This window comes from Balneola sp., assembly GCA_003712055.1.
GTDB lineage: Bacteria > Bacteroidota > Rhodothermia > Balneolales > Balneolaceae > RHLJ01.
Window position 1 is genome coordinate 276,533 of the sequence record RHLJ01000002.1, and the last position, 19,427, is coordinate 295,959.

A 19,427-nucleotide genomic window follows, 5' to 3' on the forward strand; every position below is an offset into this window, starting at 1 on the left:
AAATCGTCTTTGCGAAGGACACAGCGATAGCTAGTCCTGAAGCAATCTCGTGATGGAGGCTTTTTCCGGGAGATTGCTTCGTCGATACGAGTACTCAATGAACATATCGCTTTCGAACTCCTCGCAAAGACTCCTTGGATTTAGATAAAACGGCCATTGAATTGTATGACAACTATATGGATGACTTAAGGATAGTTTTACTTAACCAGCAATCAAACCCGAACGGGAATTCCTTGTTTGGTCATTTCTTCTTTAAGGTCGGAGATTTCTATTTCCTTAAAGTGAAAGATACTTGCTGCAAGTACCGCGTCGGAGTTGGAGATAGAAATGGCGTCCACACAATGCTGGATGGTGCCTGCACCCCCACTGGCAATTACAGGGATACGCACCAGGTCATTTACCCTGGATAGCAGGTCGAGATCAAAACCGGATTTGGTTCCATCCCTGTCCATGCTTGTTAAAAGGATTTCACCTGCTCCTCGTTCTTCCACTTCTTTCATCCATTTCAGGGCATCTATCCCGGTATCTTCGGTTCCCCCTTTAATGAATACATTCCAGTTAGATCCCATATTTTTAGCATCTACTGCAGCTACGATGGCTTGTGCTCCGAATGCATCGGAAGCTCGATTTATCAAGTCCGGACCTTTTACGATGCTGCTATTCAGAGACACTTTATCGGCTCCGGCTTTGAGGAGTTCTTCAATTTCATCCACGGTTTTGATACCACCGCCCACAGTGAAAGGGATATTAATTTTTCGGGCGATGCGGGTAACGAGCTCAACAAGGGTTCTTCTCTTTTCGAGGGTAGCAGTGATGTCGAGGAATACCAACTCATCGGCACCTTCTTCTGAATATCGCTGTGCCAGTTCAACGGGATCTCCGGCGTCCCTTAATCCGAGAAAATTGACTCCTTTAACTGTACGGCCGTCTTTGATATCAAGGCAAGGAATGATTCGTTTAGTGAGCATCGTTGTTTTTTGCAGAGATTAAATTTAACACCAAAGTTAACACTTCTTTTACACTCTTTTGAAAAACGAGACGTATTGTTTATTGAAATCATTCAGACATGGACTATGAGATCACATCGCTAAAAGGGTCCGGGAAGGATATTGTAAGAAGAATAAGGAGTTCAGAGAAGTCGCAGCTATTAATCCCACCCAAACTTTCAGGGATGAACCTGGATATACCAGCTCCGCCTTCAGGGGATAAGTATATCGGTTTGTTCTCAAGTGGTACTACTCAACAACCAAAGTGCATTTGGAATACCCTGGATAGGATTGAAGAGAATGCCCGGTATTCAGTGGAAGCTTTTGAGGTAGGCCCGCAGCACCTGGTGTTATTGATGGCCATGCCCTGGCATATTGCCGGATTATCGTGGATGTTAATGTGTGAATCGGTGGAGTGTGATTACTTTTTTATCACCACCAAAAAGGGAGAGCACGATTTCTGGATTAAAACGGTGCAGGATATTTCCCCGGATTATCTCTTTACTGTTCCTGCCGTACTCCGGGCGTTGTATGATGAGCGCTGGTTTGTAAATAATGTGGCTTATGGGGGCTATCCCATCAAATTTGAAGAATATGCAAAGCTATCTCCGCATTGTAGTTTTATGTACCAGGGATATGGACAAACCGAAGCAGGTGGGTTGATTTCCTGCCATAAACGGAGAAGTACGGTACTTCCTTTTGATCTGGAAAATCTGTGCAATGGTAAAGCGATAGAAGGAGTAGAGCTCACGTGCAGTGGCACACAGGAACATCCAACACCTATTTATATCTATTCAAGAACCTCGTGCTTTGCTCAAACCTACGATAGCGGAGATGTAGGATTTACCGATGAAGAGGGGAATATCTATATAGCCGGGAGATCCTTAGCTCCTGAAAGTTCCAAAGCAACTACCAAAAAAGAACTGCTCGGCAATTAAGCTGCTTTTTGAAGTAAAAATTGCTTTCAAAAAGAGGGGAAAGGTCTTAACTTTGCAGCCTTTGCAAAAAAGGGCCCATAGCTCAGTTGGTTAGAGCAGTCGACTCATAATCGATTGGTCGGGGGTTCAAGTCCCTCTGGGCCCACTTCATAAAAACCCATTTCAGTTAACCCTGGGATGGGTTTTTTATTTAAAAATATCTGAATTATCCAAAATTCAGATCGACTGAGGCATAAAATGCTAATATCTGCAATAAACTAGTTTAATTTCGCCAATGTTCTTTTCTGCTGAATAAATAGATTTCAGTAACCAACCAACCTAAGAACCCGGAATGAAGGCGAGCGAATTTTCCTGTCCATTCGAACATCTAAGGAAAGAAGACGGAGTATACCAGATCGAAGATCATGGGGAATCTGTACACATGGTGCTTCGATTAAAGGATTTGAGAAAAGCTGCTCATTCCTGGGAGATATTCAATTCAGGGTCGGTTGACCCTGGTAGAATTGTGATTCCTTCAGAAGTAGATGTTCGGGATATCCGACAGATTCCCGTTGAAATGGATCCCCCACAGCATAAAGATTTTCGGGCTCTTTTGGATCCCTGGTTCAAAAGACCGCTGGAAGAGGGTTTTCAACAAAAACTGGATGTTATTATCGACGAATTGCTAAACGAAGCATGCTCAGGAGAGGAGATCGAGTTAGTGGAGGAATTTTCGCTAAAGCTTCAATCGAGAGCCCTTACTCTATTATTGAATACGGCAATGGATGAGGCCGATACCTGGATTTCCTGGGGAACACATGTTTTTAGAGGAGAAGGTGGCGAATTAGATTCTACCAAAGCAGGGGTAGTGGATGAATACATCCTTCAAAAAATAGAAGAAGCGAGTACCAGCCCTGGCGAGGATCTTTTTTCGGTGTTACTGAATTCTGAAGTGGAGGGAAGGAAGCTGAGCAAAGAAGAAGTTCACGGAATTATGAACCTGACTTTTGCCGGAGGTCGGGACACAGTAATAAACACTCTTACAAACTCCATTGCCTATTTCGCAGAACATCCGGAAGCATTGCAACAAATACGAGAAAACCCGGATATGGTGAACAATGCTGTAGAAGAATTAGTACGCTATTTCAGTCCACTTACCCAATTAGGAAGGGTAGCAGCCGAAGAATCAATGATTGGAGATTGTCCCATAAAAAAGAACGAAAAAATTGGATTGACCTGGGCTTCGGCAAATCGGGATGAATCTGTATTTGAAAATCCGGAGGAAGTTATTCTTGATAGGAAAAGGAATCCTCACGTGGCCTTCGGGTTTGGGATTCATGCCTGTTTAGGCGCCACCCATGCCCGGCAAATATTACGGAAGGTAGTAAAGGCTCTTTCAGAAAGAGTAGACTCTATCGACATTATCAACTTCAAAGAAAACATCGAAAGCATTGGCGAAATCAAAAGGAAAGTAGGTTTCGAAGAAATCAATGTTCGTTTCAATTCTAAATAAATCACAATGGCAAAGATCACTTTTATAACACAATCTCAGGAAGAAATTACACTTGATGACAATTCAGGAAGCGTTATGGAGTTGGCTACTTTTCATGATGTACAAGGCATTGAAGGGAATTGTGGTGGGGTTTGTTCTTGTGCTACCTGTCACGTTCATGTAGCTCCCGAGGATTTTGATAAAGTTGGCAAGCCTGATGACATGGAAACGGATATCCTTGAATTTGAAGATAATGCAACAGAGTTCAGTCGATTGAGTTGCCAGATTGAAATCACTGAAGAGCTCGATGGAATCAGGTTATTTGTAGCAAATGAATAATGGAGCATGGTTTAATTCTCGAAGCCTATAGTTACATTGTCGCCAAAAAAGATCAATAAATGATGGTACCTCAGCTAATTCTTTTTATAGTTTTCATAGTTACTCCTTGGGAAATGGAGGCAAATAATGAACTAATTAGCATTAAACAGTTTGAGTCGAAGTATGTTACCGAAAGGGATATTTTTGTCAGGCTTCCTGATTCATATAATGAAGAAATAAAATATCCGGTGTTGTACATGCACGATGGTCAGATGTTGTTCAGCACTTTGGATACATGGAACGGGCAATCCTGGAGATTGGACGAAGTTATCGATAGCCTGGTACTAGAAGGAGCTATCGAGGATATAATTCTGGTTGGTATTTCTAGTGTTTCTCAGGAAAGGCATTCCAATTATTTTCCCGAAAAACCTTTCAATTCGTTGGAGTCATCTTACCGCGATTCTTTACGAAATATAGACCGATATGGATCGCCTATGTTTGGGATAGATGTCAATTCAGATGACTATTTGAAATTTATAGTCTATGAGCTAAAGCCCTATATCGATAATCGGTTTTCAACTCTGAGTGATGTTTCGAATACATTTATTGCAGGTTCAAGTATGGGTGGGCTCATTTCCATGTATGCCTTTTTTGAGTACCCCGAAATTTTTGGCGGAGCAGCATGTATTTCCACTCATTGGATTGGGAGTTTTTCTGATAACAGCGAAATACCAGATGCCTTTTATTCTTATTTGGATGCACGAAAAGAATCTGTTTCAGGCCGGAAACTATATTTTGATATCGGAACGGCTACGCTTGACCAATACTACCCCGTTCATCAGCGACGAATGGATCAAATTTTTCGAAGTGTAGAGGAATCGATAGATTTTGATTTCTCTACTGAAGTGTATGAAGGTGAGCCCCACACAGAAATAGCATGGAGTAAACGAGTACATGAAGCACTTACTTTTTTATTAGCTGACTAGGGAGTTTTTAATCCCGAAATAAGGCCCTTTTCCTGAATTTGAGCGGAGAGGTGTTTTTATAATTCTTGAAGCACCGGTGAAACTGACTCAGGCTTTCAAAACCTACCTTATAAGCTACTTCGTTGATTGGGTCATCACTGTGAATAAGTAAGTGGCAGGCAATCTCAGTCCTGGTCCTATTCAAATAGTGGACAAATGAAGTTCCTGAAGCATCTTTGAACCATCGACTAAAGGATTCCCGGCTCATATTTCCAACTCCGGCAGCTTCTTCAAGTGTGATCTTTCGGTGAATGTTATTAATCACAAAATCTGTGACGTTCTCATATCGCTGTTGAGATTTGTAATTATAGGTAGGAATCCGGTAGCTCGAGGAAGTAAGGAATTCCGTTGGCTCTTCGCCCTTAAGCTCAAAGAGTATCTCAATCAATCGGGCATACTTCAAAGCATCAGGCAAATCATTGAAGCTTCGGATTTTATCAAGGAGTTGTTCATCAGGATTCGAGAATGATATTCCTCGTGTAGATGTCCTTACAAACTCATCAATAGAAGTTAATTCTCCGGCGCTCTGGAGAACTTTGGCTGAAAACTGGAGAACAAAGGCCTCACATTCGCTTACGGTGTCAAAGCTAATCCAATTGTGTGGAAGGTTGCTTCCCAATAAAACAAGATCCGTTTCATGGAAAGGCTGGATAGAGTCACCAACAATCCGAACCCCTTTTCCTTTAGTTATGAGTGTAAGTTCCACTTCCGGATGGAAGTGCCAGAAAGGGGTGAAGCGTTCTCTCTGAATCCAAAAAGAGTAAATAGAATTGGATGAATGTTCATCCAGAATAATTTCCTTTTGAGCCCGATAATTCTTCAATACTTACTTTATTTACGATTTCCAGGAAGCTTCATGTTAATATATGCGATCAATCGGTTAATTCTCAGCAAGGTTTTATTTCTCAGGTTGGATAGATTTAAATGGGAAATAACTATCAAAAAGCAGAATTATGGCAAAAAAAAGCTTCTCTGTACTAACTCTGTCATTCATTGTGATTATGTGTTCTTGCGAAACCAAGGAAAGCTCACAAGGCAATGCTTTTCTAAATAATGTGAATCAAACAAAGGATACTATTCAGAACGATTCCCATCTGCTCACGTTCTTCAAAAACCCAAGAAGACCAATTACACCAGCCTTTCAGCAACTACCTTCGGGTTCAAATAAACCGGAGGGGTGGTTACTGGATGTGATGAAAGAAGATTTAGAACATGGCTTGGTAGGCGCACTCGATGAACTGTATCCGGGAATTAAAAAAGACGACTTGTATAACACTGCCAGACGGGGCGGGTTAGAAGATGTGCCTGAAATGGGAGATTTGGTTCTTACCGGTGCAGCCTGGGAAGCATCCATTATGTGGTGGAATGCGGAAACCATCGGGAATTGGTGGGATGGATTTGTCCGCCATGCTTACCTGACGAATGATGAGGCCAGTATTAAACAAAGTGAAGCCATCGTCGAGAACTTATTGGCTTCGCAAGATGAAGATGGGTACATCGGTATTTACAAAGAGAACCTTCGTTATCAGCACACCGGATCAAACGGGGAGTTATGGGCCCAAACTACGGCATTCCGGATGCTGCTCGCTTACTATGAATTTACAAATGATGAGAGGGTCCTGGATTCTGTGGAACGAGCAATGGCTGTAACCATGGCAGAATATGGAGAAGAATCGAAGAACCCCTTCGATTTGGAAAATGCCTTTGGTGGAGTTACTCATGGATTAATGATGACCGATGTTTGTGAAACGCTATTCCGAATCACTGGTAACCAGGAGTACCAGGATTATGCGGTGTACCTGTATAAAGCATTTTCGAGTTTTTCTATAAACCGGTCGTTCAACGATTTACGCTATCCGTATTTGATGGAGCGTGACTCGGCCTTTACCGGTCATGCGGTGCATACCTATGAACATTTCAGGACGCTGATAAATGCCTATTACGCCACCGGATATGATGAATTGAAAGAAGCCTATGATAACGCATTGTTTAAATTAGACCCGTTACTTTTGCCTAGTGGCGCTGCACATGGAAATGAATGGATTTTGGGATTAGAAGCTGATCCTACGGTCACATCCACAGAATTTTGTGCGATGTTCGAGCTTCGAAATTTCTTTGGCTCTGCTTTCCAGAAAACAGGAGATATAAGTTACGCGGACCGGGCAGAACGACTCACTTTTAACGCAATGCTTGGTGCCCGAAACGAGAACGGAACAGCCATGACTTATGGAAAACCAGACAATGCGTATGTGCTGGATGGTCATCATCATGGAGAAGGAGAACCTTCAGAGGATACCCGCTATAAATACTCTCCAACTCACTCAGAACCAGCTGTTTGCTGCAGCCCAAATTATGCCCGTAATCTTGGCTACTACCTGGATTATATGTGGATGAAAACGGACGATGGCTTAGCCGCCTTGATGTATGGACCTTCGATTCTAACATCAAGTATAAAAGGGGCGGACGTAGAAATTAAGCAGGAAACGAATTATCCGTTTTCTGATGAAATCCGATTTACTATTTCAGTTTCTGAGCCAACCGAATTCACTCTTTTACTAAGAAAGCCAGGTTGGTCAAAAAGTGTTGAATTAGCAGTTGATGGAGCTTCTGTTACGGAATCGGAAGATTACCTGCGAGTCACGAAGCAATGGGAAGGTTCAGAAGTAATGACTCTTAGTTTCGAGAATGAAATTGAAGTAAAAAATTTTGATTCAGACGATATGTATGTGCAGCGCGGTCCACTGGTTTATTCCTATCCTATTCCTTCCCGACAGGAGACCATCAAAAACTACGAGGGTTCGGAGTTTACTGATTACTATGTGTTCCCAACTTCGGAAAGCTTTTATTCACGCTCACTTTCTCCAACTTTTGAATTCCGGGAAAGTGTTTCTGATTCCTACCCGCATTACTCCGGGGTACTACCTGTGGCTCCACTGATAACCGTGAATCCTGGCACCGAAGAACCCTTCCAGTTGGTTCCTATGGGAGCAACTATATTGAGGAGAGTTACTTTTGAAGGGGAGTAGTTGAGTTGTAATTGATGGGGTGGGGGTAAGTCTTTCTGGGCCTATTTTCTAACCCTGTTAATTCATTGACTTATCATGGTTTATTGTTCTATAGGCTTTTTTTGGCAAAAATTTCTAATCTAAAAGGCATGTTTTGAGTTTGCATTCTATAGTCATGGGTATTATTGTAATAATATCAATATTAAAACTCTAAATTAATAAGCGTATGTCTGGTGGCGGAGGAGGGGGAAGATACTATCCCCCAAGAGATTCTAATAGAAAAAATGGAAATAATGCTACTGGTTCAAGCCAAGGAGGTTCTACAGGTTCAAGTTCGATTGATTGTAAACAAATTTCTTTTCAAACAAATGTTACATCACCTGATCCCGATGTACTTTCTCGAATTGTAGTTGGGAATTTACTTTCTGTTGGGTTAAGTAGTGAAAACGGACCGATAATAGTCTCATTTAATGCTCAGGTTCTTGGCTCAATAACAAACTATAGATATATAGATCTTAAAAGATGTATTAATGAAGGATATTCCTATATAGCTGAGGTGATAAATATAGATGGGGGTACTTGTAGTGTTAGAATTTATAGTACAGATTGATGATTAATGTAATAGGGGGAGTTTACTATGAAAACTGTAGGTATCCCTATTGGGATGAGATTTATGGTTCAGGTTTAAGAGCAGCTATTGCAATTTCTGAGCTATCAGATGAAGTCGTTCTAACATCTCCAATAAAGAATGAACTGATATCAAAAATCTCAGGAATAGCTGATTCTTTTGGTATTAAATTGAACCCCATCTATTCAGAAATATTAGTAGAGTTTTTTTACTTACATGGTTTATCTGCACCTACAATTTTCCCCGATTTAGGTATCATTGAAAAAGAAACAATACATATTGAAGGAGAAAGGATTTTACAATATGGTATACTCGAAAATGATGTTATAGTAGATGGTGAGAAAGTTGTCTATGATCCTCAATCTCCATTATCACCCAAACATTTTGATGAAAATGGATCAAAAGCCCAGGAGCTCGCAATTGTACTTAATGAGTCGGAAGCCAAATTTCTATCTGGTGAGTCAGATATTGTAATTGCAGGAAATAAACTTCTTGAGAGGAGTCAGGTAGTAGTGATAAAACAAGGGGCATTTGGAGCCAAAGTATTTGAGACAGGTAAAGATATTGTTAGTGTTCCTGCTTTTAAAACAGATAGAATTTTTAGTATCGGTTCTGGCGATATTTTTTCTGCTGTCTTTGCCTATTATTGGATTGAACAATCTAGTTCCTCTTCTGAAGCAGCACTTTTTGCTTCCAGAGCAAGTGCTTATTATTGCAATTCCAAATTGTTGCCTCTTGATGAAAAATACTTAATTGATCAATTTAGTTTCGAAGAGTTACACCCAATTCAAAGAGATGATTCTTATGAATATGACATTTATTTAGCTGGACCTTTTTTTTCAATTCAAGAGTTTTGGTTTGTAAATGATGTTCGGCTTTGTTTACTGAATATGGGTTTGAAGGTATTTTCACCAATTCATGAAATTGGCTTTGGTGCTGCTGAATATGTTGCTAAAGAAGATTTAAGGGCTCTCAAGAAGTCTAAAGCTATTTTTGCACTTTGCGATGGTATGGATCCTGGTACTATTTTTGAAATTGGTTACGGAAAAGCTAATAATCTACCAGTTTTTCTTTACTGTTCTCATGAATTGGATCATAATACGACAATGTTTGAAGGAACAGGTTGTGAAATACACGAGGACTTGACTACTGCACTTTATAAAGTAGCTTGGAAAATTTTTGAAGGATAAGTCAATATTACTACTTTCGAGCGGTTTGGAATCAACTGTTCTCGCATATACTCTAAAACCAAAGTATGCACTCACTATTGACTATGGACAAATTTGTGCTGAGTCAGAAATTAAGGCTTCAAGTAAAATTTGTGAACAATTTGATATTCAACACTTTATATATACTTGTAATCTCAAATCACTAGGTTTTGGAGAGTTATTCGGTGAAAAAAAATCAAGTCTTTCTGGATTGTTAGAATGGACCCCTTATCGTAATCAATTTTTATTAACTATTGCTTCGATGTACGCAATCAAAGTAGGTGTAGAAAAAATAATCATAGGCACCGTAAAAGATGATGAATCGTATTCAGATGGTCGGAGTTTATTCTTTGAGCAATTTAATGCCTTATTAAAATGCCAAGAAGGTGGTATTCAGGTTATGACTCCGGGAATTAATTTGTCATCATTTGAAATGATCAAATCAAGTGGGATTTCAATTAACATTCTTAGATGGGGATTTTCATGTACTAAGCATAAGTATGCATGTGGCATTTGCCGAAGTTGTTTAAAAAAGCAACACATACTTGAAAAATTAGAAACAGAACAATATTAAAAAAATGAATCTAGCTGAATACTACGATTTAAAGAAGCAGATAATAGAGATAGGTTTTAAAAGCGATTTGGATTACATAGAAAGTTGTTTGCAAAACCCCTGTTCGAGTTCTGATGAATTTGCATATGAATATATATGGGTTGTTCTGAATTCAGGATTAAAATATCAGGTTGCTTCTAAAATTTATCCCAAGATTATTGAGGCTTTAAATCTCAACATTCCAGTAGAATATATTTTCAATCATTCAGGAAAAGTTTCTGGAATAGATTTTGTTTATAAAAGTAGGAAGAGACTTTTTGATTCTTTCTTGTGTGTTGACGATAAAATCTCATATTTGGAAACACTTCCTTGGATTGGGGCAGTTACTAAATACCATTTAGCTAGAAATCTAGGAATTAACGTATGTAAACCAGATCGTCATTTAATCAGAATTGCGAATAAATTCGACACTGAACCAAGTATATTATGCCAAACCCTTTCTGATTTAAGTGGTGATTTAGTCGGGATAGTGGATTTCGTTCTATGGAGTTGCGGCAATCAAAGATTGTTGTAACAATAGCTATGACTGACGATCAAAGAAAAGAGCTAAGAGATTATGCATGGAACTATTTTATGGTTCATGCAAATCAAAGAATGAGCCTTCTTAGATTTTTTTTAATCGTAACAAGTATTTTTTTTGCCGTTTATATAGGGTTGAAAAACTCTGAAAACTCTTCTTTCAATGCAGGCTTAGTACCATTAGTACAAAGTATAATAACTTTTATTTTTTGGCGATTAGAGAGAAGAACACGGGAGCTAATCAAGGTTGGGGAAGATTCGCTAAAGAAACTAGATGATGAGATAGAGAGTAAAGTAAAAAGTGGTTTTAAACAGCATTATAAGTTATTCGAATCTGATGACTTGCTACGAAAAAATAGAAATAAATTTATTCACCAAGTTTTTTGGTTTACATCATATAGTAATGCGTTAAACATTCTCTATTTGTTAATCTGGATTGGGGCAATTGCCTTAATGTTGCATGAGTATAAATGGATTATTTTTTAAAGTATGCTAGCTAGATTTTATTGTATATAAATATTATATACTCAAATTATTTTATATCAATGCTATAGAATAAATTATAAATAAAATATTATCTATGAATGAAAGGGTTAACAGATTAATAAGTTGGGTATTCGTTTCAATTATTAGTCCAATTGTTATTTATAAAGGAATTGAATGGGCTTTTGATTTATTAAGTGAAAATGAAATTGATATTACAACATATACATTAATAGGGGCTAATATATTCTATTTATTTCTTAGGCTAGTTCAAAAGATTTTAAGTAAAGATGGTATCATTGAAATGTCTGAACAATTCAGACCAAGCTCTGATATGCAATTTTATACGAACCTAGAATTGCACTCGTATAGCAGTAGACCAGGTTGCTTTAGTAATGGGCTAGGTTGCTTTAATGCAATTTTGCAATATTTAGATCACCTTCTATTAGCGTTTGGATCTATTCTAATTATTTTTGTTGTACCAGCATTATTAATAATTGGAGGTTTATATCCAGAAAATCCTACTCGAGCAATAAATTTTGCAACAATTTTTCTGTCTTTTGGCATTGCTTGTGTTTATTACTTTTTTAATAAAGAGAAATTCAAAACTCTAGCTGATAAACTTACATTCTTTTCAGTTACTGGATTACTTCCTGTATCAGTGATTAATTTTCTATTTATTTAACCCATTAAATCAAGTCCGAAAGCAAAAAAGTCTTTTGGGCAATTCTGACGTAAAAGTTAACAATTGATGCTTTTTTTTTATGATACTGGTGGTAATCAGCTCCACTTGATGACTGTATCATATACTCAATTCTATTAGTATCAGCAATATTCTTACCACAACCACGGCAAATATCATCTACTAAGTTCGAGGTGAGGTAAATACATTTAAATACTAAATATTAAGTTCCTCATAGCCACAGGCATTTAAAATCGTTCTTACTAGAACAGTTTTTTTACTTCAACAACACCATCTTATTAGACAGAACCTGCCCGTCAAATTCTAACTGGTAGAAGTACACTCCGCTGGATAGCGCTGAAGCATCGAAGGTGAGGGAATGTTGCCCCTGGTTCATGGTTTGATCAACAAGTTGTTGTACCAGCTGTCCGGTTACATTGAACACACGAAGTTGAGTATGCCCTGTTTTGGGAAGTGCGAATGAAATTTTAGTGCTGGGGTTAAATGGATTCGGATAATTTTGAGATAGTGAAAACTCGCCTGGCGTACTTCCTTCATCCTCAATACCAACAGCAGTGGTTTTTTGCACATCAATGTAGTTCATGCTGAATAGCCAGCCTTCTTTATCGGTATCGGAATCAAACTCGAAGCGCATTCGGTGTATCCCTGCTTCCAGTTCGATTCCTTCTATATCAATTGGAGTCCAGCTTTCCCAGCCTCCTGTGCTGGTAACATTTCTTCGCCCGCTTACATCTACGTTATCGATATACATTCGGAAGTTTCCAAATCCGGGAACTGAGGTGACATAAGGACTAAAGGTATAGGCTCCGGCTTCTTCTACTTCAAAGGTATACTCAATCCATTCTCCTGCGACAATCCAGTATACTGCAAAGCCCCCATCATTTGCACCAGTCAGGTCAACCCCTTCTTCTGGTCGGTAAGCAATGCCGATATTTGATGCTTCTGTATCATGGTAAGCAATACCTTCTCCACCAAGATCATAATCTTCCGCTTCAATTTTTCCGGGAACGGCAATCGGCTCTCCTCCAAAAGGAGTTCCATTAGGTAGAACTTCAACTCGTACACTATCCGATGCGGTAAAACCGGAAGAGTTTGTAATCTCCAGCTTCACCAAATACTCTCCGACTTCAGTAAAGGTGAAGGAGGTGTCTGAAGCACTACTTACTCCTAATGAATCGAACTCCCAGGAGTAGCTGATTTCCAGATCATTACGGTCAAAGCTATTGCTACCTGCAAACTGAATGGTAAGCGGAGATTTACCACTGGTTTTGTCGGCTATAAGTATGGCAACGGGAGCGTCAGGGTTAGTCTCAGCGGTTGTTTCGCTGGACATGGTTCTGGAAGGAACTGACATGGAGTATCCATCCGTGAAATTAACTACACGTTCAGCCGATCCTGCATTATAGGCGATATAGGTTTTATCATCTCCACTTTTAAAGACGGCATAGGTAGGGATGTCAGCGAAGGTAGTTGTATCCACCTGCCCCATTTTCTTCATGTTATACAACCAGTGCATGGTATGTGCTCTCGATTCTCCGTCAAAAGGCTCATAGTTCGGATCAGCAAAGTAGTAGCTTAAGGCTTGATTTGCATCTGAGAGAGCTAAGTATTGCCAGAAGATATCCTTCCAGACTGTGGGCTGGCCACTCCGCTCTTCTACAACTTCGTTATAGTTTTTAAGGATGTAATCAGGATGTCTTCCGAGGTATAGGGAGCCACTGGTAATCGGTAATAAATTTATTCCATGAATGAATTCAGGATCTGCTCCAAACCAGGTGGAGTGGACTCCCTTTCCACCCCAAACCATTCCAATGGCTACATGCCCATAATCTTCCGGGAATACCTCTTCATCTACATCAAACCAATACTGTTCTACCGCGGTAGTTTCTGTTGCGTACAGGAAAACTCCAAGGTCTCGGATTTCATCCTGATTGGTAGCTTCTCCCCATAGAACCACAGCTGAAGCAAAGTTCATAGACTCTGAGCTAGACTCCTGATTGTTTCCATCCCCAAAGGCGGCATGACCAGCAGCCCAGGAGTGCCCGGCATAAATATCGTGAGATCGCAAGAAAGGGAACATGTCATCCGTTCGATCCCAATTATTGGCATCTTTGATAAGAAGATTCACCATGCCACCCCATTGATCTTGTGATGCCCATGCCGAATCATAGTTGGCAATAGTAGCGGCACTTGCTACGGCATAACTTGCATGGAAGTGATGGTCGTTGATTTCCCGGTCAGCACCAAAACCAGAGGGGTAACCGGTGAGTACCGTCCATTCTTCATTGTAATAGTATTCCTGATCACCTCCTGCTGTAAACCATTCTTCTAAACGAGCTTTTAATTGAGTCAGGAAGTAATCTCTTTCTTCTGTTGCTCCCAGTTGCTCAGCAATATGAACCAGATTGGCAAAGCGGGCCATGGCCTTGCCATTTTCATAAGTAGGTTGAACATCCAGGGTTTCCTCTGCTACATCCTGCACAAGTTCAAGCAATATGCCTGGGTTATAGTCCCCTTGATTTGGTAAGGCCGGGAGTACTCCCTGAAATGGGAGGGTTGTAGTAAAAGTGTTTCCCTCAAAGAGCTTCATTTCTCCTCTTGGAGAGTAATAAATATGGGAGGTGGTTGCTTCATTTACATGCAGCCATTGATGGCGATAAAGTGCAGTAAGTGTCTCATCAAGGTTTCCGTCCGCCGAATCTCTCAATGTTGTTTCATAGGAATAGCTGCTTTCTAGTTGTGCGGTCTGTTCGTTGTATTCCCATTCAATGGTGCTATTGGCAACAAAAGCATAGGCTCGTGCTCTGAAATACTCCAAGATTTCTTCTGTATTGTCGGGCAACAGAGCTACTGAAAGATAGGTTTTGCCATTCAGGTCGGAGGTGAAGGTGCTGGTTCCACTCCATGTCGACCCCGTTGGAGCAAAGATTCCATAGTGCTTTCCATTGATGGTGACCCCAAGTACTTCCCCTTCATTAAACCAAATGGTTGGGGTAGAAGTGGTAGCAATGCTGGCATTTCCACCTGTAATATCAAAATAAACAAAGGGGAGTCCGTGACCGAAGGTAGCTTCCATTTGTTTTGATCCGTCTGTCCACTGTGCGGTAACCGTCCAGTCGGTATAGTTAACAGGCACGGTTTCAGAAGCATCCATTCCTTCTACCGAAACCGTTAGCTGAGCGGAGAATGGATAAAGGTAATCCTGTGCCGCAAACACCGGATCGATGGTATATCCGATTTGCAGTCCATCATTACTGGCATCTACCAGTATTGGATGGGCATAAAGTGTAGGGGAGTGTGCATCCCCAAAAAAAGGAAATATCAGGCTGCTCCAGAAGTCATTCGTTTGAATGGGTTGGTTAAACCCATCGGCTATTCGGGGAGAAATATTCTGACCATTTACATTTTGGGGTGGGTCTACGTCTGCTGGTAGCGAGGTGGTATAGCTACCGGCACCCACAGTTACTTGTTGAGCTTTGATGTGCTGATGAGGAATCAAAAAAGCTAAAAGAAGAGGGATAAGGCAATATGTAGTTTTACTACTCTTACATATAGTACAAGGCATTAAGTATGGGTAAAGAATTAAATAACCATCGGTTTTATTTCAGTAAAATCATTCGCTTCGAAAGTACTTTTCCATCAAATTCCAATTGATAGAAGTACACCCCACTGGATAATGCTGAGGCATCGAAGGTCACAGAGTGTGTACCTTCATTTCGAACTTCATCAACAAGCACCTGCACAGTTTGACCTAACAGGTTGAATATATCCAGGCTTACTTTTCCGGCATTAGGGATGCTGAATTGGATATTGGTGCTTGGATTGAATGGGTTTGGGTAATTTTGAGAAAGCTGGAAGTTGCCGGGTTTTTCCGTTTCCAGTTCATTTGAAACCTGAAGAGCTTCCAGGTCAGGGATAAGATAGTCTGAGTGGATCACATTAGAAGGATTGGATCCTGACCAACGCAAGTACATAGAGGCGTCGCCTGATTCATGAGTGTACTCAACTACTATATCAATGGGCTCACCTTCAACAAGGTCGGTGGTATAAGAGCTAATGAATCCGAATATTCTTCGTTCTCCATCTATCCATACTTCTACATCTCCTCCTCCATCATCTGCAATTATAGAATATTGACCAGAACTTGGAGCTACAATCTGACCTTCCCATCGCGCACTAAAACCATCGGCAGGGATTCCTTCAGCAGGTGAGTCGCCTTCCCAGTTCCAGGCTATCATTGGCTCCTGGCGTTTTACCGGGGTTCCGGTGAAATCAGTGCTAGGGTAATAGGTAGCTGCTAATCCTTTCAGAGAGTCAGGGTTTTCTTTAGCTGCTCCTATTCCAAAAAATTCAAAGAAGTTCAAGTTTCCAATCCCGAATTGTCCGGGGTTTGAGAATACAATATATACATTCTCATGGGTTCCTTCTGGTGCATCCAGAGAAGAGGTGAAATAGTCATAGGTTTGCCATCCTCCGGTTATAGAAGTTTGGGTGCTAGCTATTAGTTCTCCGGTTGGGCTGTCTAAACGAACTTCAATTTGAGCAGGATTTTGCTGGGTAGCATATCGTGCGGTGAAGTATTCAATTCCTTCAAAATTCATTGCGCCAAATCTCAGGTAAGATCCGTCATTAACGAAGCCTACATTTAATCCTCCACCTAGGAAGTCTCCCGTAGACTCGGTTTGCAGATCGCTGAACTCTAATGAGTGTTGCGCCTGCTTTTTCTTTTGATTGAGGATGATGGTAGCATTTCCAGTTAGTGATGCTCCTACATCACCGCCGTTGTCGGTATACTCTGCATTCAGAACATAGAATACATTATCAGGTCCGTCTCCATGGGGCTCGGTTAAAAAACTCCCTGTACATCCGGTAGTGGCTCCAACACCGTGTGCATGATCGTCATGACCAATAGAAGGTTCAACCACCACATCATTGCAATCTATACCATCTTCGGTAGAACCTTCTTCAGGATCGGTTACCGATATTGTGTATTCAATAATATCACCATCTTCATAAAACCCACCGTTAATCGGTTCACTTATTGTGACTGTAGGCGCACTATTTCCAACAATAATATTAACCTGGGCTACTGCAAATTCTCCATCTGGATCAGTAACCGTTAGCTTAGCAACATAGGAGCCATTTTCGGTATAGGTGAAAGTTGGATTGGTTTCGCCGGAATCTTCTATATCATCTTCATCAAAATCCCAGGAGTAGTTAAGATCATCATTATCCGGGTCAGTGGATAAGCTTCCGTTAAAATTAACTTCCAGTGGAGCAGGACCACTTGTAACTGAGGCGGATGCAATAGCAAAAGGAGCTCGGTTAGCAAGATTTTCTACATATTGGATTTTAATGATTCGGGCATCGTCATTTCCGCCACCGAACCCTGTTCCCCATTCAATTATATACATGGCACCATCAGGGCCAAAGTCCATATCAATAGGACGATTGAGTGTTAGTCCATCAAGGAATGAGTTAATTTGAAGCAGGTTGCCGTCTTCGTCAAAGCGAACTTCTTTGATCCAGTTTCGGGTCCATTCAAGAATAAAGAGTGTGCTGTCGTAGTATTGAGGAAAGCTACCAGTCTCAACATTGGTAGAATCATAAAAATAGTAGGCTCCACCAATAGCAGTCCGGGCGTTTTCAGATCCAAGTTCGGGCCACTCGTCGGAATCTCCATAAGGATAGTATAACCATGCAGGTTGCGCCACAGGAAGGGTGGTAGATCCTGTGTTGTTTGGAGAATTATTGACCGGATTTGAACAATCAAAGGCGCTGCCAGAAGTACTGGTGGCAAAATCATAATCAATGTAGGCCTGATTATCAGCAATACAATATGGCCATCCAAAATTACCCGCAGTAGATGTCCGGTTAAATTCGTCATACCCACGAGGACCCCGGGTTCCACTATCTCCACCAGCATCTGGTCCCACATCTCCCCAAACCAATTCACTGGTGGCCTTATTAACGGCTATTCGAAATGGGTTTCTTGTTCCCATTACATAAATCTCAGGTAATCCGTCTTCAGCATTGGCAAATAGATTTCCATCAGGGATGGTGTATGTTCCATCATCTTCAGGATGAATTCTAAGGATTTTACCACGCAAGTCATTCGTGTTAGCTGAAGTACCTTGAGCGTCCCAGGCAGAACGCCCTGATTGTTCATCAATTGGAGTATACCCGTCAGAGGCGAATGGATTCACATTATCACCAGTAGTAATGAATAGATTTCCATTGTGGTCGAATTCCATGTCGCCTCCTGAGTGGCAACACTGGTCTCTCTGGACAGGGATCTGGAGTATGATTTCTTCAGTTGAGAGATCAAGCTCATCATCAACAAATTCAAACCGAGACACCCTCTGTTCAACCACAGCCGAGGGCGAGTAGAATAGATATACCCATGAATTGGTTTCAAAATCAGGATCAAGTACGATCCCGATTAATCCATCTTCGCGACCTGAATCTACACTTAGTTGTCCTACTTCTGAGATAATGCCCGTTTCAATATCTCTTAGTTTTAAAGTACCTCCACGCTCAATGTATAGTACATCTAAGTTTGGAAGAACGGCTAATGCCATTGGATTAACAGGATTGTTGTCGACTACAGTAACCTGGTATTTATCTTCAGAACTGGCATCAAAACTGCCGCTTACATCACCGCTGGCATAAAGAATTCCACCAAGAATGTGCTCAAGAAATAATGCTTCGGAGTAACTTTCTTCGGTATGACCTCCGGCAGTATACCATGCACGGCCGCCATCATAATCGTGCATCCATGCAATGGGGTGATCATATCCCATGGTTCCCCCTGAAAAAGTGCCCTCGTCAAGAGTAGCCAGTACATGCACATCACCTCTGGGGTTGTCCTGGAAATTATACCACTCATCAGTTCGTACCCAGTAATCGGGCAAACCTTCGGTAGAGGGATGATTTTTATCGGCTACTTCAATGGTAGCTTCGGTGGTACCAGGAGGATGACTAGCAAAATAAGCCCCAACGAGTTCTCCATACCATGGCCAGTCATATTCGGTATCAGATGCGGCGTGAATGCCGACAAATCCACCGCCGCTCTGGATATATTGCTCAAATGCAGTTTGTTGATCTGCATCTAATATATCACCTGTTGTACTCAGGAAAATTACTGCATCATATTGTATTAGATTTGCAAAGGTAAAGGCGGAAGCGTCTTCAGTTGCGTCTACTTCAAAGTCGTTATCCAGGCCAAGTTGTTGAATTGCAGCAATCCCTTCGTCTATCGAGCTATGCCTAAAGCCAGCCGTTTTTGAGAAGACGAGCACTTTAAACGTATGGAGTTCAGCAGCTAAGCTATATGAAGAAATCAGAATGGCGAAAAGAAATATCGTAGCCTTTTTCATGATGGGTAATCTATGTTTATTAATCTCTGGAAGGGGTTTTCCAGCCTTATAGATAAGCCATTTATCTTTTTTTTAAAAGAGATAAAAATTCTCACCTTGTTGCAGAGTATAACCCTTAGTATCATCACTCCGATTTAAATAATGCATCTGA

At 40.8% G+C, this 19,427-nt stretch carries 15 protein-coding genes and 1 tRNA gene; 12 read left to right on the forward strand and 4 right to left on the reverse strand.

The window, feature by feature from the left end; translation table 11 throughout:
- Positions 1-212: 212 nt before the first annotated feature.
- Positions 213-968 carry an imidazole glycerol phosphate synthase subunit HisF gene (hisF, locus tag ED557_06205; protein RNC84569.1) on the reverse strand — a complete coding sequence of 252 codons (756 nt, stop codon included), beginning with the start codon at positions 966-968 and terminating at the stop codon, positions 213-215.
- A gap of 98 nt (positions 969-1,066) precedes the next feature.
- On the opposite strand from hisF, the gene ED557_06210 reads away from it, so the two are divergent.
- The 5 genes from ED557_06210 (at position 1,067) to ED557_06230 (ending at position 4,699) form a co-directional block, all read left to right on the forward strand.
- Positions 1,067-1,924, forward strand: a complete 858-nt coding sequence (locus ED557_06210; GenBank protein RNC84570.1) for a hypothetical protein — start codon at positions 1,067-1,069, stop codon at positions 1,922-1,924.
- Between the two features lie 71 nt (positions 1,925-1,995).
- A tRNA-Met gene (locus tag ED557_06215) sits at positions 1,996-2,069 on the forward strand.
- Between the two features lie 186 nt (positions 2,070-2,255).
- Positions 2,256-3,416 (forward strand): cytochrome P450, encoded by a 1,161-nt coding sequence (locus ED557_06220; GenBank protein RNC84571.1) that lies wholly within the window; start codon positions 2,256-2,258, stop codon positions 3,414-3,416.
- Positions 3,417-3,422: 6 nt separating this feature from the next.
- A complete protein-coding gene (locus ED557_06225; GenBank protein RNC84572.1) occupies positions 3,423-3,734 on the forward strand; it encodes a 2Fe-2S ferredoxin in 312 nt (103 codons plus the stop codon).
- Positions 3,735-3,793: 59 nt separating this feature from the next.
- Entirely contained in the window at positions 3,794-4,699 is a 906-nt protein-coding gene (locus tag ED557_06230; GenBank protein ID RNC84573.1) for an alpha/beta hydrolase, read from the forward strand.
- 7 nt (positions 4,700-4,706) lie between these two features.
- Here ED557_06230 and ED557_06235 read toward each other — a convergent pair whose 3' ends face one another.
- Positions 4,707-5,561, reverse strand: coding sequence for an AraC family transcriptional regulator (locus ED557_06235; protein ID RNC84574.1), 855 nt, complete (start codon positions 5,559-5,561; stop codon positions 4,707-4,709).
- Between the two features lie 130 nt (positions 5,562-5,691).
- Here ED557_06235 and ED557_06240 point away from each other — a divergent pair, with 130 nt between their 5' ends.
- The 7 genes from ED557_06240 (at position 5,692) to ED557_06270 (ending at position 11,879) form a co-directional block, all read left to right on the forward strand.
- Positions 5,692-7,764: a hypothetical protein gene (locus ED557_06240; protein RNC84575.1), complete on the forward strand. Its 2,073-nt coding sequence runs from the start codon at positions 5,692-5,694 to the stop codon at positions 7,762-7,764.
- Positions 7,765-7,969: 205 nt separating this feature from the next.
- Entirely contained in the window at positions 7,970-8,353 is a 384-nt protein-coding gene (locus ED557_06245; GenBank protein RNC84576.1) for a hypothetical protein, read from the forward strand.
- Complete coding sequence (locus ED557_06250) at positions 8,353-9,561, forward strand: nucleoside 2-deoxyribosyltransferase (protein ID RNC84577.1); 1,209 nt, start codon at positions 8,353-8,355, stop codon at positions 9,559-9,561. The genes ED557_06245 and ED557_06250 overlap by 1 nt, the downstream gene beginning before the upstream one ends.
- Complete coding sequence (locus tag ED557_06255) at positions 9,551-10,153, forward strand: 7-cyano-7-deazaguanine synthase (GenBank protein RNC84578.1); 603 nt, start codon at positions 9,551-9,553, stop codon at positions 10,151-10,153. The genes ED557_06250 and ED557_06255 overlap by 11 nt, the downstream gene beginning before the upstream one ends.
- Before the next feature lie 4 nt (positions 10,154-10,157).
- Positions 10,158-10,706, forward strand: a complete 549-nt coding sequence (locus ED557_06260) for a hypothetical protein (GenBank protein RNC84579.1) — start codon at positions 10,158-10,160, stop codon at positions 10,704-10,706.
- Between the two features lie 8 nt (positions 10,707-10,714).
- Positions 10,715-11,197 (forward strand): hypothetical protein, encoded by a 483-nt coding sequence (locus ED557_06265; GenBank protein ID RNC84580.1) that lies wholly within the window; start codon positions 10,715-10,717, stop codon positions 11,195-11,197.
- A 94-nt stretch (positions 11,198-11,291) separates the two neighbouring features.
- Positions 11,292-11,879 carry a hypothetical protein gene (locus ED557_06270; GenBank protein ID RNC84581.1) on the forward strand — a complete coding sequence of 196 codons (588 nt, stop codon included), beginning with the start codon at positions 11,292-11,294 and terminating at the stop codon, positions 11,877-11,879.
- A gap of 274 nt (positions 11,880-12,153) precedes the next feature.
- Here the strand turns inward: ED557_06270 and ED557_06275 are convergent, their stop codons facing one another.
- Both ED557_06275 and ED557_06280 read right to left on the reverse strand, forming a co-directional pair.
- Positions 12,154-15,462 carry a carbohydrate-binding protein gene (locus ED557_06275; protein ID RNC84582.1) on the reverse strand — a complete coding sequence of 1,103 codons (3,309 nt, stop codon included), beginning with the start codon at positions 15,460-15,462 and terminating at the stop codon, positions 12,154-12,156.
- Between the two features lie 34 nt (positions 15,463-15,496).
- On the reverse strand, positions 15,497-19,276 hold the full coding sequence (locus ED557_06280) for a carbohydrate-binding protein (protein RNC84583.1): 3,780 nt from the start codon (positions 19,274-19,276) through the stop codon (positions 15,497-15,499).
- Positions 19,277-19,427 lie beyond the last annotated feature (151 nt).